Origin of the sequence: Spongiibacter marinus, from assembly GCF_016906995.1 — a bacterium.
In the GTDB taxonomy this organism is placed as follows: domain Bacteria; phylum Pseudomonadota; class Gammaproteobacteria; order Pseudomonadales; family Spongiibacteraceae; genus Spongiibacter; species Spongiibacter marinus.
In genome coordinates this window covers 171,838-188,148 of sequence record NZ_JAFBBD010000003.1, presented here as the reverse complement: position 1 = coordinate 188,148, position 16,311 = coordinate 171,838, and the positions used below count along the sequence as shown (strand labels likewise).

Annotated in this window: 12 protein-coding genes; 9 read left to right on the top strand and 3 right to left on the bottom strand. The window is 56.0% G+C overall.

Annotation, left to right across the window (positions count from 1 at the left end; genetic code table 11):
• Positions 1–39: 39 nt before the first annotated feature.
• Positions 40–885 carry a glutaminyl-peptide cyclotransferase gene (locus HNR64_RS05430; RefSeq protein ID WP_204995532.1) on the bottom strand — a complete coding sequence of 282 codons (846 nt, stop codon included), beginning with the start codon at positions 883–885 and terminating at the stop codon, positions 40–42.
• 112 nt (positions 886–997) lie between these two features.
• On the opposite strand from HNR64_RS05430, the gene HNR64_RS05425 reads away from it, so the two are divergent.
• Positions 998–1,516: a nuclear transport factor 2 family protein gene (locus HNR64_RS05425; RefSeq protein ID WP_204995531.1), complete on the top strand. Its 519-nt coding sequence runs from the start codon at positions 998–1,000 to the stop codon at positions 1,514–1,516.
• A 32-nt stretch (positions 1,517–1,548) separates the two neighbouring features.
• On the opposite strand, the gene HNR64_RS05420 is transcribed toward HNR64_RS05425, so the two are convergent.
• Both HNR64_RS05420 and mnmC read right to left on the bottom strand, forming a co-directional pair.
• Positions 1,549–2,049, bottom strand: a complete 501-nt coding sequence (locus HNR64_RS05420; protein ID WP_204995530.1) for a nuclear transport factor 2 family protein — start codon at positions 2,047–2,049, stop codon at positions 1,549–1,551.
• A gap of 36 nt (positions 2,050–2,085) precedes the next feature.
• On the bottom strand, positions 2,086–4,119 hold the full coding sequence (gene mnmC, locus HNR64_RS05415; protein WP_204995529.1) for a bifunctional tRNA (5-methylaminomethyl-2-thiouridine)(34)-methyltransferase MnmC2/FAD-dependent 5-carboxymethylaminomethyl-2-thiouridine(34) oxidoreductase MnmC1: 2,034 nt from the start codon (positions 4,117–4,119) through the stop codon (positions 2,086–2,088).
• Positions 4,120–4,138: 19 nt separating this feature from the next.
• Between mnmC and HNR64_RS05410 the strand changes: the two genes are divergently transcribed.
• The 8 genes from HNR64_RS05410 to hrpA all read left to right on the top strand — a co-directional run bounded on the left by HNR64_RS05410 (position 4,139) and on the right by hrpA (position 16,283).
• A complete protein-coding gene (locus tag HNR64_RS05410; RefSeq protein WP_204995528.1) occupies positions 4,139–5,779 on the top strand; it encodes a peptide ABC transporter substrate-binding protein in 1,641 nt (546 codons plus the stop codon).
• Positions 5,780–6,727, top strand: a complete 948-nt coding sequence (locus HNR64_RS05405; RefSeq protein WP_239547629.1) for an ABC transporter permease — start codon at positions 5,780–5,782, stop codon at positions 6,725–6,727.
• 1 nt (position 6,728) lies between these two features.
• Positions 6,729–8,024, top strand: coding sequence for an ABC transporter permease (locus HNR64_RS05400; protein WP_204995527.1), 1,296 nt, complete (start codon positions 6,729–6,731; stop codon positions 8,022–8,024).
• Positions 8,021–8,998: an ABC transporter ATP-binding protein gene (locus tag HNR64_RS05395; protein ID WP_204995526.1), complete on the top strand. Its 978-nt coding sequence runs from the start codon at positions 8,021–8,023 to the stop codon at positions 8,996–8,998. Before HNR64_RS05400 ends, HNR64_RS05395 begins: the two co-directional genes overlap by 4 nt.
• Positions 8,991–9,959 carry an ABC transporter ATP-binding protein gene (locus tag HNR64_RS05390; RefSeq protein ID WP_204995525.1) on the top strand — a complete coding sequence of 323 codons (969 nt, stop codon included), beginning with the start codon at positions 8,991–8,993 and terminating at the stop codon, positions 9,957–9,959. Before HNR64_RS05395 ends, HNR64_RS05390 begins: the two co-directional genes overlap by 8 nt.
• Positions 9,960–10,028: 69 nt before the next feature.
• Positions 10,029–10,523 carry a hypothetical protein gene (locus HNR64_RS05385; RefSeq protein ID WP_204995524.1) on the top strand — a complete coding sequence of 165 codons (495 nt, stop codon included), beginning with the start codon at positions 10,029–10,031 and terminating at the stop codon, positions 10,521–10,523.
• Between the two features lie 92 nt (positions 10,524–10,615).
• Positions 10,616–12,316 carry an AMP-binding protein gene (locus tag HNR64_RS05380; RefSeq protein WP_275587313.1) on the top strand — a complete coding sequence of 567 codons (1,701 nt, stop codon included), beginning with the start codon at positions 10,616–10,618 and terminating at the stop codon, positions 12,314–12,316.
• Positions 12,317–12,386: 70 nt separating this feature from the next.
• Positions 12,387–16,283 (top strand): ATP-dependent RNA helicase HrpA, encoded by a 3,897-nt coding sequence (hrpA, locus tag HNR64_RS05375; RefSeq protein ID WP_204995523.1) that lies wholly within the window; start codon positions 12,387–12,389, stop codon positions 16,281–16,283.
• Positions 16,284–16,311 lie beyond the last annotated feature (28 nt).

The following is a 16,311-nucleotide window of genomic DNA, read 5'->3' as shown; positions in this document are numbered from 1 at the left end:
TGTCTTGAGCGATTAAACGTTTCAGGGAGACTAGCATTTTTAGCCGGCTTTTGCGGCGCTTTTTGCCGTCTCCAATACCGGAAGCGTAAAGCGAATTCGGTAGATTTTGGGCCAGAGTTTACCCGTCACCAGCCAGGTATCGTCGCGGGCATCATAGGCGATACCGTTGAGCACCGCTTCCTGATGGAGGCCCTCTGGAATGAGTGCACTCAAGTCTAGTTGTGAAACGACTTCGCCTGAGCGCGCATCAATGACAAGGAGGTAGGGCTGCTTCCATTGGTTGGCGAGGATATAGTCGCCATGGCACTCCAATTCGTTGAGGTGCTGATAGTTACCGGCTCCGGTAATGGTGAGGGTGTCCACCAATGAGAAGTCGCTGGTTCGGCGCCATTGTATTTCGTCGCTGCCGTCAGACATTGCAAATAAGTCGCGGCGCGAGTGATAGCAAATACCCCAACCCTGACCCTTGTATGCGTGACGGCGCAGTAGCGCAAACCGCTCGGGGTCTATCTCCAGTAATTGGCCAGCGCGCCATGTGAGCAGGTAAAGTCTGCCTCTGTGGAAGGTTAAGCCCTCTGCGAATAGCGATTTGTCCAGGGTGACGCCCCGCAGGGTTTCAGTGCTTTCTTCAGGGGGAGTACTCCCTTCTGGGGCAGTACTCCCTTCTGGAAAGGGGCGTGCAATCACTTTCGAGTGGCCATAAAGACCGCTGCTCTCAAAAAGCTGGCCGTGAAACAGTTCCAGCCCCTGGGTGAAGAGCGCTGTTGAATGAGGGTAGTGCCCCACAACGTCGTAAGGAAGCGTATTAGCAGCCGCGCGCAGTGGCAGTACGACGACCACAAGAGCGATAAGCGTGTGTAAGCGGTACATCACTATTGTCAGCATTCAAAGTGTTTGCAGAATCTCCTACTATGCCATTTCGCTGGTAGCCGCGCACCACTGACGTGCAGATGACGGGCACCGTGGCTAAGCAAGGATTTGGAGGGCACTCAGGGCGATGAAAAACGACGATATTCTCTGGCACTTGTCAGCGAAGGAAGCCATTCGCGACTTGGTACTGCGCTACTGCCGGGCCATCGACCGCAAAGACTACGCCGCATTGGCAGAGCTCTATCACCCTGATGCTACTGAAGACCACGGGGCCATGTTCCGCGGCGCAGCGAGTGATTATGTTCAGTGGTTGCCAGAGCAATTATCCCAGATGACTTTGACGGCGCACGCGGTAACGAATCACCTGATTGTGGTTGACGGCGATCGCGCCGAGGGCGAAGTGTATTGCCAGGCGTACCACCGTTACCCCGGTGCCTCGGGCGATGAAGAGCTGCTGGTGGGTGGGCGGTACTTGGACCGTTATATTCACTGTGACGGCCGGTGGCAGTTCAGCCACCGCGAAATTGTCACCGACTGGAATGAATGTCGCCCTAGCCGTTGTGACTTTTCAGGCCCCATGTTTGCCGGTACGGCCCAAGGGGCTGAGTTGTCTCGCGATCCATCCGCGGCTTGGTTTGTTAAATGAGCCGCTAGGCTTTGTTCTCCAAGACGAACATCCTATAAGGAGGGCATTGTGTTTCCGGTGTAGGTAACGCGGGCGTGGTCACCAGAGAAATCAATCATCTCAACAGCCGCCACGGTGAAGCGGCTCGCTGATATCTTCCACTCTCCATCGACACGTTGGTATTCATCGTCGTAGTGTCCAGACAGCTGAATGCGCGTTTTATCCTGGGTGTTGATGCTCAGAAAACGCAGGCCGATGTGCCCCGTTGCCTGGTCTTCCGAGAGGATGCGGATAACGGGGTTTTGGGCGTGGTGCATGTCGATAATGTGGGCGTGGCAGCCAAGTTCTTCAAAGACGTTTACAAAGGCTTCGCGGCTGTCAAAGCGCCCGATATGGCCGAAGTCGATGTCGATCTTTCCTGCAACAAAGCAGTTACTAACCTCCTCGGGTTGCTTGGCATCACAGGCATTGAGGTAGCGGTATTTCAGTGCAGAAATTGCTGAAATATCCTCGAGTTCGCGCAGACGTTTTTCCAGGGCAGTGTAGTCGCTCACGCAGGCTCCTATCATGTGTTGGTAGTTTGGGGCAGCCTAGCGTTTACTGCGCATTAAGTCACGAATGATAAAACGCGCGGGCGACAAACTTTCGCACAACTGCTTGGGCAGTGGCCGATTCTCATTGCATAGATAGGCAGCAAGCAGTTCGGCGGCGATGGGGGTCGACGTAAGGCCCCGCGAGCCGTGGGCGACATTCACATAGCAATTGCGCACATAGCGCCCGGGCTGATCGATGGCGCGGCGAGCATCTTTGCGCAACGCGGCGTAATCATTGTCGAAGGCTTCAATATCGGGCAGGGCGCCAACGATAGGCGCGTAATCCGGGCTGGCGCAGCGCAGCGCGGCGCGGCCGCCAATCGCTTCGCTGCCGGGCTTTAGCAGCTTCGGGCTAAGGCCGGCGAGTGTGTTGAGGTTATAGGCGTGGTCCTCAGCCGTTACCTCACTGTTGGCGTTGTGAAGATCAAAGCTCGCGCCAATGCAGAGTTGTTGCTTATGTTCAGGGGCGACATAGCCTTTGTGGCACACCACGCACCGGGGTGGGGTCTGAACATCCTGCTGTCGAAAATAACTAATTTGACCGCGAATTTTACGCAGCGGTAAGAACGCGCTCTGTGAAAACTGCGTTGCGTCGTGGCTATTGGCAATAACGACGGCATCACCCTCAGCAATTGGATGTTGCCCGCTGCCAATGATCTGCCAGTGGTCTCCGTGGTCAAGCAGCGACAGTGCCTCACTGTTGGTCAGTAGCGCAATGTTGGGGTGAGCAATGCGTTCTTTGCAAACACTCGGCGGCGACAGCCAGCCCGCGGCGGGATAGAAGATACCGTCTTGGCGAATATCAATACCGCTTAATGCAGAGGCTCGATCACGATCCACAAATTGTAGCCAGTGGTGTTCGGCCAATTGCTGCTGCAAGCGCTTAAACAGCGCCGCCTCGCGTGGCGAATTGGCGAGTTGAAGAACACCGCAAAACTCACCATCAATGGCACCGGAATTGCTTGCAATACGATGGTAGTGGTGAAGCGCATAGAGAAAGCTGTGCAGAGTAAACACGTTGAGCAAGCCGGGTTCTGGCGATAATTTGGTGTAGAGCATGCCCTGTGGGTTGCCGGATGCCTCCTCAGCGGGGTTGGCGCGGCGCTCGATAAGGGTGACCCTGAGTCCTCGCTCTGCCAGTGCGCGGGCGGTGGTGCAGCCAGCTAAACCGGCACCAACCACCACCACTGAGTGCACGCTTGCGGTCGCGGCAGGCTGATGCCACGGCAGGCGGCTCGGCGGCAAAGCGGGCTCGGTGTCGGGCTGCGCGGCAGAAAAGTGCCCGACAAGCATGTCGCGTTTGCGGCCAAAGCCCTTGGTTTTGGTCACGGTAAAACCGCGCTCACGCAGACCACGTTTGACTATGCCAGCAGCGGTAAAGGTCGCAAAGCTTGCATTGGGCTTGCTCAAGCGAGCCATGGCGTCAAAAAGGCTCGCTTGCCACATGCCCGGGTTGGCAGAGGGGGCAAAGCCGTCTAAAAACCATGCGTCAACGGCGCGCGGTGACGAGTCGGGGTGACTGCCAATACTGTCAATCAATGCGGGCAGGGTGTCGGCAATGTCGCCAAACAGCAGGTCTATGTGCGGCCCTCTCTCACCGAGTGAACGGCGATGGTGTCCAGGTATCAAAGGGGGATAATTGTGCTGTAGAATCGCCGCCAATGACGCTAGGCTTGGCCAGTGCTGATGGGCTTTGGCAAGGTCTCCACTGTTCAGCGGGTGCTTTTCGCAGGAAATATAGTGCAGGGTCCAAGAGTCGGGCGCACATTGTTGCCATAATTGCCAGGCCAGTAAAAAGTTGAGACCGGTACCAAAGCCGGTTTCGCAGATGGTAAAGCGTCCGGGTTTATTGGCATCTAGGGCTCTCCAGCGTTCTGCCAGCTGGTTGCCGTCAAGAAAAACATAGCGGCTTTCGGCGCTGCCATCATCGCGGGAAAAATATACATCACCGAAGTCGCTGGCGCAGGGAACACCGTCTTGCCAGTCGAGCTCGGCAGGTTGGAGATAATAAGGATTGTTGTGGTCGTTCAATGACAGGCCTGTAAACGCTATGAGAGAGGCAACAGGTATTGTAACAGGCAAAATTGCGTCGGCTGTAATGCTGATTGTATTTGCTGTCGTGGGGATACTCCCAGTCCTGCCCGCGCAGGCTGGCGCCGTCGACCCAGAGTCAAAAAGTATTACGCTGGCCCTCGCGACTGAACCGCCCACATTGCACAGTGCGAGAGCGACAGATACGATCGCGAGTTTTGTTATCTCTCATATGATGGAGGGGCTGCTGCGCTACGGCGAAAGCGGTGAGCTGGTGGGCGGGGTGGCCGAACGCTGGCAAATCGACGAAAACGGGGCGCGGTTTTGGCTGCGCGAGAATGCGACGTGGAGTGACGGCCAGGCGGTTACCGCTCAGGATTTTGTTTTTGCATGGCAATATGCCCTGCGCCCGGAAACCGCCTCCCAGTATGCGTTTATCTTTTATCCGATTAAAGGTGCTCGCGCCGTAAACGAAGGCCTTGCGCCGCCGGATTCACTGGGTGTGCGGGCTGTCTCCAGCACCGAGTTGCATGTCGAGTTTGCCCAGCCCTGTCCCTACTTCCTAAGCCTTACGGCCTTCATGAGTTATATGCCGCTGCGCCAAGACCTTGTAGAGCACTGGGGGCGCCGTTATGCCGCTGACGCCGACAAAATGCTCTACAACGGGCCTTTTACCCTGACCAAATGGGTGCACGGCGCGCATTTAACCTTGGAGAAAAATCCGCATTACTGGGACAAATCGTCGCTGCGCATCTCTCGCATCGACATGCCCTATATCACCGCAGACCCCGGTGCACAGTTTAATTTGTTTCGAGATGGGCAGATTGCACTGGCCAATCTAGATACCGGTTTGTTGGATGAGGCGGTTAAGCGCGGCTATGACATTCAGCACTTTCACAGTGGTTCGCTGTTCTTTCTCGAGTTTAATTTTCGCGCGGGCAGGATTACAGCGAACAGAAGCTTCCGAAAGGCGATTCAGTATCTGCTGGACCCAGCTGTACTCGTCAATAAAGTGATCGGCCTACCGGGCGTGCTGCCGGCGTATTCCCTGTTTCCGGTCACAGTGCGCGGCCAGCGACAGGCTTTTCGTCAGGAATATCCGGTGAGGAGACTGCGACAAGACCTGGCCATGGCGCGCCAGTATCTGGCGCAAGCGAAAAGGGAGCTCGGCCTTGAGGCTTTCCCACCGCTTATGCTGCTTGCCGGAGACAGCCCTCGTGCTGTACAGGAGGCCGAGTACTACCAGTACCTCCTCAAGCGCGGCCTGGGCCTGGACCTGCGTATTGATCAGCAGGTATTCAAGCAGCGCATAGAAAAGATGCGCCGCGGCGATTTTGACATCGTGGTTGCCGCCTGGGGGCCCGATTACGACGATATTATGACCTTTGCCGATTTGTTTGCCTCGTGGAATGACAATAATCGTGGTCGGTACAGCCACCCGGAATATGATCGCTTGGTGCGCGTTGCTCAAAGCAGCGCCAATGCCTCCCAGCGATTTGCCGCGATGGCTGCCTTGCAGGATTTGGTGGTTGATGATGTCCCCATTTTGCCCACCTACGAGAATGCCATGCTGTATGTTCAGCACCCTCAGTTAAAGGGCGTTCGTCGTTCAGTGTTTGGCGGTGACCCCAATTTTCGCGATGCCTGGATTGAGCCCTGAATGATGATCAAGTTTGTATTGCATCGGCTCCTATGGGGCGCGATAACAGTTTGGTTTATTGCAACGGCGACGTTCTTTGCCATGCACGCAGTTCCGGGTGACCCATTGATCCAGGACAAAGCGATGTCGCCGGTAGTTCGCGCGCAGTTGGAAGCGCGTTACGGGCTAGATAAGCCACTCAGCCAGCAGTACTTCACCTTCATAGGCAATATGATAAACGGCGACTTCGGTATCTCCTTTACTCAGGAAAATCGCCGTGTGAACGACATAATACGCGAGCATTTTCCGGTGTCGGCAACCCTGGGAATCGCGGCCATTGCTATTGCGTTAGTGGGCGGGGTTTTGGCAGGCAGCATCGCCGCGCATTACCGCGGCCAGTGGCCTGATAAGTTAGTAATGTTCATGGTGGTTGCAGCGATTTCTGTGCCGGGGTTTGTGATAGCCGGTTTGGCTCAATTGATTATCGTCAAGCTCAACTCGGCAGCCGAGAGCACGGTGTTGCCGGTGGCGGGGTGGGGAGGTGTCAACCATGTTTGGGTCCCGGCTCTGGTACTGGGGCTGGGCACTTTGGCATATTTAAGCCGCTTGAGCCGCGCGGCGATGCTCGAGGTACTAAGCAGTGACTATATATTGGCTGCGCGAGCGCGCGGTATCAGTGGTGTATCACTCTTCTTTCGCTATCAGCTGCGCAATGCCCTGTTACCGGTAGTGACTGAACTCGGTCCAGCGGTTGCTGCGATAACGACGGGCGGGTTTGTGGTTGAGCTGATTTTTGCAATACCCGGCTTGGGACGCTATTTCGTGCAGGCCGTGCAACAGCTGGACTACACCGTCATTATGGGAACCACGGTATTTTATGGCGCCTTTCTGGTGGTCATTGTGGTGCTTGTCGACATCAGTTATGGCCTGATCGACCCTCGAATCCGTTTGTCAGCGGGGCGCAGCTAACATGCGCATTCCCGTATTTCGTTTTGCGCCGTGGCAGCCGCCGGTACTTCCAGATGCAGAGTGCGCGGCGCCCCCGTCATGGCGGTGGAGCCCCAGCTTATTAGCGGCCGCAGGCGCGGCGATGGCGATGCTGCTTTTTGTGCTCCTTGGCCCGTTAGTGTGGCAGCAGGATCCGAGCCAGCAATGGTTGTCGCAGGTGTCCAGTGGACCAACATCGGGGATATACGCAAGGGTGGTCGGCCCCATATCAACAAAGGGAGTTGGTAACGTCAGCCGCTTGACGGTGCTGGAGAGTAATACCGAACGGGTGCAGCTCGCCTGGCCCGAGGTGGTCTCGGTTGAGCGCTTTCGTCTTTATCGAGCTAAACAGCATCAATCGGGTAAAGGCCTGCCGCTGTGGCAGGGTAGGGGCCGGTCGTATACCGATGAATTGCAATTGCGGCGTCAGATCTATCGTTACACCCTGGTCGATGCCGACACAGGGATGATGCTGTTTTCAACCGAGACACGCCCTGAGCCAGCAATTTCGGTATTTGAAGCCCAGTTGCAGGAACTGATACCTGCCTCTGCGACGGTTTATCCCGAGTACCTTAGATTGCCTGCTCACCCTCTGGGTACCGATGCCTTGGGCCGCGACATCCTGGCGAGGCTGATGGCTGGCGGGCGAAGCTCGTTGTTTGTGGGGATTGTGGCGCCGCTATTGTTTATCAGTTTCGGTGCGATCTTTGGCGGTTTGGCGGGCTATATTGGCGGTAAATTTGACCAATTTGCCATGCGCTCGGCGGATTTTGTCGTCGCACTGCCGTTCTTGCTTTTCATGATTTTACTGCGTATTGCCTTCGGGATTGGTCCCGGTCAGGACGGCATTTTGCCACTCATTTTGGCGATGTTACTGCTTAGCTGGCCGAGCAGTGCGCGGCTTATTCGCGGCCAAGTGCTGGCCCTGCGCAGCCAGCCATTTATCGACTCGGCGCGACTCTCGGGCGTTACTACTTGGGGGATTTTCCGGCGACATATTTTTCCAAATGTGTTGCCGGTGTTGATGGTGGCATTCAGTTTTGCCATACCCCAGGCGATTTTTACTGAGGCCTTTCTTTCATTTATTGGTATGGGGGTGTCGCCACCAAGCACGTCTTGGGGGGCAATGTGTAACGATGGTATCAAAACACTTTTGTCCCACCCCGGGCAGCTATTGTGGCCGGCCGCAATGATCAGTATTTCGGTATTGGCGTTTAATATTCTCGGTGACGCATTGCGTGACACTGCCGATAAACGCAGCGGCGGGGTGGGGCAATGAGCGTCGTCGCCATAGAGCATTTACAACTCGCACTCAGCGGCAACCAGGTGTTGAGAGAGGTGTCCTTCAGTCTGGAGGAGGGAGAATGCCGAGCGCTTGTCGGCGAGTCTGGCAGCGGCAAGTCGTTAACCGCCATGTGTTTACTCGGTTTGGCACCGCCCAATGCGGTGCTCAATGCCGAGCAGTTCAGTGTAATGGGGCAGCCACTGCCGGCTCAGGGGCATCGCGATTGGCGAGGGTGGCGTGGGCGGCGCATCGCCATGATATTTCAAAACCCGATGACCGCATTAAGCCCCACGCGAACGATCGGAGCGCAGCTGTCTGAGTGCTTTCGCTTGCACCGCAATATGGACCGTCGACAGGCGCGTGCCGAATCTGCGGCACTTCTTGAGCGCTTGGCGATTCCGCGTGCCGAGCAGCGCCTATCTCAATACCCCTTTGAGTTTTCGGGGGGCATGCTGCAGCGGGTGATGATAGCGCTGGCGGTTGCTTGTCGACCGAAATTATTGATCGCCGACGAGCCGACCACCGCACTGGATGTGACGGTTCAGGCCGAAGTGTTGGCACTGTTGCGTGAACTACAGCACGAGCAGGGCACCAGTTTACTGTTTATCAGTCATGATCTGGGGGTGGTGGCCAATATTGCTGACACCGTATCAGTGATGTACGCGGGTGAAACCGTGGAGTCGGCCTCTGTAGCGAGTTTGTTACGCCACCCTGCCCACCCCTACAGTGAGGCCTTGCAGGCAGCGATGCCACGTTTGCATAGCAGGGAAATTACGGTTGCCATTCCGGGTTCACCGCCCGATATGCGCGGCACTATTCAGGGTTGTGCCTTTGCACCGCGCTGTAAACATCGCATGGCTATTTGTGAGGATTCGCCGCCGTTGCTGATCTCACCGCGAGGTGCTGGCGTGCGCTGTTGGCGCTGGCACCCGGACTACCCCGAACGCTGGAGGCTGCAGCATGACTGAACCATTGCTCGCCTTGCACCAGGTCAGTTGTCATTTTCAGCGCAATAATGAGGATCTTGCCGCTGTCGATGGGGTGAGTTTATCCATCCGCGCTGGCGAAGTGCTGGGGCTAGTGGGCGAAAGCGGCTCCGGTAAGTCCACCCTGGGGCGTATCATTGCCGGCCTGCAACGGCCTTCCCACGGCACTCTGCGATTCAACGGAGCGGTTTTACCTGAGAAGCTCCAGCGCCGCCGCGCGGGGCAGATACAAATGGTTTTTCAGGACAGCTACGCGAGTCTCAACCCCCGCATGACCATCGGCGACAGTTTGACTGAGCCACTGCTGGCTCGCGGTGAGCGTCGCAGTGTGATTCACCAGCGGCAGGGGTATTGGCTGGAGCGGGTCGGCCTTGATGCACGATTTGCCCAGCGCTACCCCCATGAACTGTCTGGCGGGCAGCGCCAGCGGGTGGGGATTGCCAGGGCCTTTTTGTGTGAGCCGCAGCTGGTGGTTTGCGACGAGGCGGTGTCAGCGCTGGATGTGTCGGTGCAAGCGCAAATATTGGCGCTGTTGAGGGAAATTCAGAGCGATCTCGGTACCGCAATGGTATTTATCACCCACGACCTGGCGGTACTTGGTGGCTTGGCTGACCGCATTGCGGTGATGTACCTCGGCGAACTACTTGAGCTAGCGCCCTGCTGGCAGCTGCTGAATACCCCGGCGCACCCCTATACTCAGCAGTTGCTGGCTGCTCACCCCGAGCCGACGCTCGATCGCAACAAGGTACAAGTGATCGCCCCGCGGACCACAGAACTGCCCCTGCCGTTAAGTACCGATGTCGGCTGCCGCTTCGCCGACCGTTGCCCCTACGCCCTTGAAGCATGTCGACAGACCCCACCCTGGCTTAAAGCGCAGGCTGAAGGCAGGGCCGTGGCCTGTCACCGCAGTGACGATATTGCCGGTGCAGCGCCTGCGGGCTGAGGCTGGTGTGAAGGGGTGTCTTGCATTAGCATGCTGTCGCCAGAAAATGACGTATCAGGAATAACAACAATGAATGTAAATATTGAGACCCCCGCGCTGATGTTATTGGCATCCTCGCTGATTAAACAGTGCATCATTGACGGGCAGCGCAGCGACGGAAAGCGTTTCTTTCGCGCCTTGGAGGCGGGTAAGGCGGTATTGCTGAACGATGTGAAACTTGAAGACGGGTCGGTCCTGCGCGTCAGTCTTGATATGAACTATGATGAGTTCCGCGGACAGTTAAACTTTAGTGCATTTCGCAATCAATTGATCATGCTCGTGGATAGCTACGCCCGCTTTCTAAAAACAGGCAATGCTCCCAGGGTGATGAGTGATCAAGAGGGGCAAGAACATGTTATTTTTGTGCCTGTCATCAGCGAAACAAAAGGGCAGATGAATGCGCTGGTACTGGGTGTAGACCAGCGCCAGGCGGGAAATTTGCGCTTTCGCCTGATGTTTGTGGACCCGGATCAGTTTGCGGCTGGCGAGTCGACTGGTGTTGACAGTGAACACAAATCTGGTTAGCTTGCCAAATTCACTTGAATAGGCGTCCGAGCCCTTGTGCCAACCGGCATGGGGAGGCACGTCGATAACAAAAATATAGCTAGGGGGCGACCTTGTCTGAGCAGCAACAGCAAATTGCAGAAACGATTAACGCGGCGAGATCACGCATTGGCCTATCCAATGACGTCGATCTGCAAGAGTTCCCGAATTTGGTCGGTATGTTTGACCACTGCGTCAATCAATACGCGGCGAACCCGGCTGTCAGCTGCTTGGGGCACACATTAAGCTACGCAGATTTGGATCGCTTGTCTGCGCAGTTTGCCTGTTACCTGCAAGAGCACAGCGGTTTGCAAGCAGGCGATCGCATTGCGATTCAAATGCCTAATATTTTGCAGTACCCGGTTGTACTGTTCGGTGCGCTGCGTGCCGGCATGATCGTGGTGAATACCAATCCCCTTTACAGCGAGCGCGAACTCAAGCACCAATTGAACGACTCCGGTGCAAAGGCCATCGTCGTATTGGCAAACATTGCCGAAACAGCGGCCGCGGTAGTTGGTGATACTGGCGTGGGTACGGTTATCGTTACTGAAGTGGCCGACCTTCATCCACCAGTGAAGCGGACATTGATTAACAGCGTACTTAAGTATGTACGCAAAGAAGTCCCCGCGGTTAAATTCAAGAACTCCATTAGCTTCCGTAAAGCCCTGGCCAAAGGCAGTAGCAAGCAATATCAAAAGGCTGCGCCGGACCTGGAAGCATTGGCGCTGCTGCAATATACCGGCGGTACCACTGGGGTATCTAAAGGCGCAATGATTAGCCACAGAAACCTGATGGCTAACGTATTGCAGAGCCGAGAGAACTTCTCCAGTTATGGCTTGGTGAGTGGCGGCGAAACCTTTATCGCGCCGCTGCCGCTGTACCACATCTACTCATTCATGCTGACGTTTGTTGTCATGATGCAGGGTAACCACTCAATTTTGATTCCCAATCCGCGTGAGTTGGACAGCGTTATTAAAGAGATGAAACGCTGGAAATGGACGGGAATGAGCGGTATCAACACGCTGTTTGTTCAGCTTTGTAAACACCCGGAATTTGCCAGCTTGGACTTCTCCGGCCTCAAGGTCACCCTGTCTGGCGGGATGGCGCTGACTGCCGGTGCCGCGAAAACCTGGAAGGAAATGACCGGCGCGGAGATCTACGAGGGTTACGGTTTGACCGAAACCTCACCAGTGGTATCGATCAACCCAGGTGGTGCCAACCAAATTGGTACCATCGGCCTGCCGCTGCCGGGTACCGAAGTGCGTTTGGTTGACGACGACGGCAACGACGTGGGTATCGGCGAGCGCGGCGAACTTTGCGTGCGTGGCCCGCAGGTCATGATGGGTTACTGGCAGCGCCCGGACGAAACTGAGAAGACCATTAAAGATGGCTGGCTGCTGACTGGCGATGTCGCGGTGGTGAAGGAAGATGGCTACCTGAAAATTGTCGATCGCAAGAAAGACATGATCTTGGTGTCCGGTTTCAACGTTTACCCCAACGAGATCGAGGATGTGCTTAGCTCGCATCCAAATATTGCTGAGTGTGCGGCGATTGGCGTGCCTGATGAAAAATCCGGTGAAGCCGTTAAGATTTTCGTTGCGCCCAAGCATGGCGAACTTGACGAGAAAGAGTTGAAGGACTTTTTGCGCGAGCGTCTTACCGGCTATAAAATGCCGCGCTATATCGAAGTTCGTGACGAACTGCCCAAAACGAACGTTGGTAAAGTACTTCGCCGCACTCTGCGAGACGAAGAGCTTGCCAAGCGCGCCAGCTGATTTTTACGCTGGAAAACGCAAGGGCGCCCATGTGGCGCCCTTTTTATTTTAAGGTCCTAGTCTAGCGCTCATGTCCGGCCATAATTGGAATCTCCTCGCTGACAAACTCGGCGACAGCTACCGCCCCGATCACTATCGATTGCGACGTCGTTTGCAACAACTGCAGCGACGAGAGCGAGACGGGCAAGCTGTCGGCGACGCCTATGTCAAACTTGAGGAGAGCATCAATGCCTCCGCTGAGCGGCTGCTCTTCCGGCAGCGCGCCGTACCGGCAGTGAGCTTCCCCGAGGGATTGCCGGTCAGTCAGCGCATTGACGATATTCGAGCAGCAATCGATAAACACCAGGTTGTGGTGATAGCCGGCGAGACGGGTTCGGGTAAAACCACGCAGCTGCCGAAGTTGTGTCTGGAAATGGGCCGCGGGGTCAATGGGCAGATCGCCCACACCCAACCTCGTCGTCTTGCGGCGCGCACGGTGGCTCAGCGAATTGCAGATGAATTGAATACGCCGTTGGGTGATGCCGTGGGTTATCAGGTGCGTTTTCAGGAGCAAAGCACCCCGAACACCTACATAAAGCTGATGACCGACGGGATCCTGCTCGCTGCAATCGCCAATGACCGTTATTTGAGCGATTACGACACGATTATCATCGACGAGGCCCATGAACGCAGCCTCAATATTGATTTTTTGCTGGGTTACCTGAAAACCCTGTTGCCTAAGCGCCCAGAGCTCAAACTGATTATTACCTCTGCAACCATTGATGTGGAGCGCTTTTCTCGCCACTTCGACAATGCCCCCGTCGTCGAGGTGTCCGGTCGCAGCTATCCAGTTGAATTTCGCTATCGCCCTTTGGAAGACATCAGCGCAGAGCAAGACCTGGGAGAAGGGGTCGAGCAAGTATTGCGGGAGATGATCGCCGAGGGCGCGCAACGCCATGGCGATACTTTGGTTTTTTTGAGTGGCGAACGGGAGATACGCGACGTCGCCAAACAGTTGCGTCAAGCGCAACTGCCGGGTGCGGAGGTGTTGCCGCTGTATGCGCGGCTGAGCGCGGCGGAACAACAGCGCATTTTCGACCTTAAAGGCCGGCGTGGCTGGCGCGTGGTATTGGCGACAAACGTGGCAGAAACCTCGCTGACGGTGCCAGGCATTCGCTATGTGATCGACGCAGGTACAGCGCGCGTGAGTCGCTACAGCGTTCGCAGTAAGGTACAACGCCTGCCCATTGAACCAGTGTCTCAAGCCAGTGCAAATCAGCGCGCGGGGCGCTGCGGGCGCGTGGCAGAAGGCATCGCTTATCGTCTGTACAGCAAGGAAGACTTTGAGCGCCGCCCGCTGTTTACCGAGCCGGAGATTCAACGTACTAACCTGGCGGCCGTTATCCTCCAGATGTTGCAGTTGGGTCTGGGTGATATCCGCAAGTTTCCCTTTGTCGACGCGCCGGATAACCGCTTAATTCGCGATGGCTTCGCCTTGCTGAGGGAACTTGGGGCCGTCGACGGGGAGCGGATGACGGCGCAGGGCAAGATGCTGGCGCGTTTTCCGGTAGATCCGCGTATAGCTCGGCTGATTATCGCCGGGGCAGAACAGCAGTGCCTGCGTGAAATACTGGTGATTGCCAGTGCCTTGAGTATTCAGGACCCACGCGACCGCCCGGCGGATAAACAGCAGGCGGCGGACGAAAAGCACCGGCGTTTTTGGCAGGAGGGGTCGGATTTCCTCGCCTTTGTAGCACTGTGGGAATACGCGGAGGAGCAGCGCCAACAACTCAGTGCGAATCAATGGCGCAAACTGTGTAAGAAGGAGTTTCTCAGCTGGACTCGCATGCGTGAATGGCGAGAGGTGCACCACCAGCTACTACTGATGTGCCGGCAGTTAAAACTCGAGCAAAATAAGCAGCCAGCCGATTACCAAAACATTCATCGGGCGCTGTTGCCGGGCTTTCTCAGTCAAATTGCGAACCATGACGAGGGCAGGGAATACCTCGGCGCGCGCAATCGCAAACTGATGATTTTTCCGGGGTCGTCGCTGCGAAAGAAAACGCCGAAGTGGATTGTTGCCGCTGAACTGGCAGAGACCAGTCAGCTATTTGCTCGTTGTGTGGCAAAGATCGAGCCCGAGTGGGTGTTTGGTATCAACGACAGTTTGTTGAAGCGCAATTACGCCGAACCGCATTTCCACGCCCGTAGCGGGCGGGTAATGGCCTATGAACAAACCCTGCTTTACGGCTTGACCCTGCGCGACCGTCATCGCATTCACTTTGGCCCTATTGACGCCAAGCTGGCCAGGGAGGTCTTTATCCGCCAGGGCTTGGTTGAGGGGCGTTACCGAGGTGCGGCGGCATTTTTTGCCCACAACCAGGCCTTGCGTCGCGAGATACTCGACTTGGAAGACAAGGCGCGCCGGCGTGATATTTTGATCTCAGATGAGGAGATCTATGCGTTCTATGATGAGCGCCTGCCCGAGGGCATAACGACCGCCAGGCAACTGGAGTCCTGGCTGAAAAAATCCTCTGCGGATGCCACTCTTAAGATGGCTCGCTCGCAGATGATGCGCAGCGAGGGTGGCGTTGACGAGGCGCAATTTCCCACCCAGTTGAATTGTGGGGGTAAACAGCTGGCCTTGTCTTACCACTTTGAGCCGGGGCATCGCGATGACGGCGTCAGTGTTTCCGTTCCGCTAGTATTGTTGCACAAGCTGCCGGAGGGGCGCTTCGAATGGCTTGTGCCAGGGTTATTGCGAGAAAAATGTATTGCCTTGGTTAAGGCGTTGCCAAAGGCCCAGCGCAAGCAATTGGTGCCGGTTCCTGACTACGTAGATCGGGCATTGGCCCGGCTAACGCCGAGTGACGAGCCTCTACTACCAGCATTAGCTGCCCGGCTGGAGCAGCTTAGCGACGCCAATATTGATTTAGCAGCATGGTCATCGGCGACCATAGATGACTACTACAAAATGAATGTGGTGGTACTCGACGACGGCGGCAAGCGGCTGGCGTCGGGGCGGGATATTGTTGCATTGAGGGCGCAGCTCGCTTCAGAGGTGCAAAAAAGTATCGCTGAAGAGAGCCAGGGTGGTTTTGAGGTGCGCCGCTATCAACAATGGGAGTTTGGCGAACTGCCTGTCGAGCATCGCTTCAAACAGGCGGGCGCGACCTTGACTGCGTTTCCCTGCTTGACGGATTCGGGGCAGGATGTGGAGCTCAGCTTGGCCGAAACGCTGGAGGAGGCGCAGAACAAGTCCTTGCGCGGCTGTTTGCGGCTGTTACTTCTGCGTTTGCCCGCCCAGTGCAAGAGTCTGCGCGCTAAGTTGTTTAAGGGGAATGCCCAACAGCTACAGTTCGCCGCCTGCGGACAACAACGCAAAGCGTGGATAGAGGCCTGTCTATTGGTGGCAGCGCGTCGAGCTTTTGCAGTTACTACGGATAATCTGCCGCGCGATCAACAGGCCTTTGATGCCCTATGGGAGTCGGGTCGTGCGGAATTTGTGCCTTGTGCCGAAGAGGTTGCAGCGTTGCTAGGCGATATTCTCGCGTCGCAGGCGCGAATCCGAAAGCAGCTGAAGAAGCTAAACAGCTTGAGCTGGATACACAGTATTAATGATATTCAGCGCCAGTTAGACGGCCTATTTGTCGACGACTTTATTTTTCAGGTGTCTACCGAGGCGCTTGGCCACTACCCGCGATACCTTGCTGCGATAGAGGAGCGGGTCAGTAAACTGGACGGCCACTATCAGCGGGATCGCCAGTCGACACTTGCCATTGAACCGCTACAGGAGCAGCTGGAAAACGCACTGGCTCGCGATCCCAAGTTGTGGCAGAAATCAGAAAAGCTCAGAGAATACCGCTGGCTGTTGGAAGAATTTCGCGTGTCGTTGTTCGCCCAGCGCTTGGGCACGGCGCAAACCGTATCGGAGAAACGCCTAAAGCAGCTTTGGCAAGCGTTAAAGAACGATGTAACAATTCGCTGAGTCATACGTCCTAATACAACAATAACGG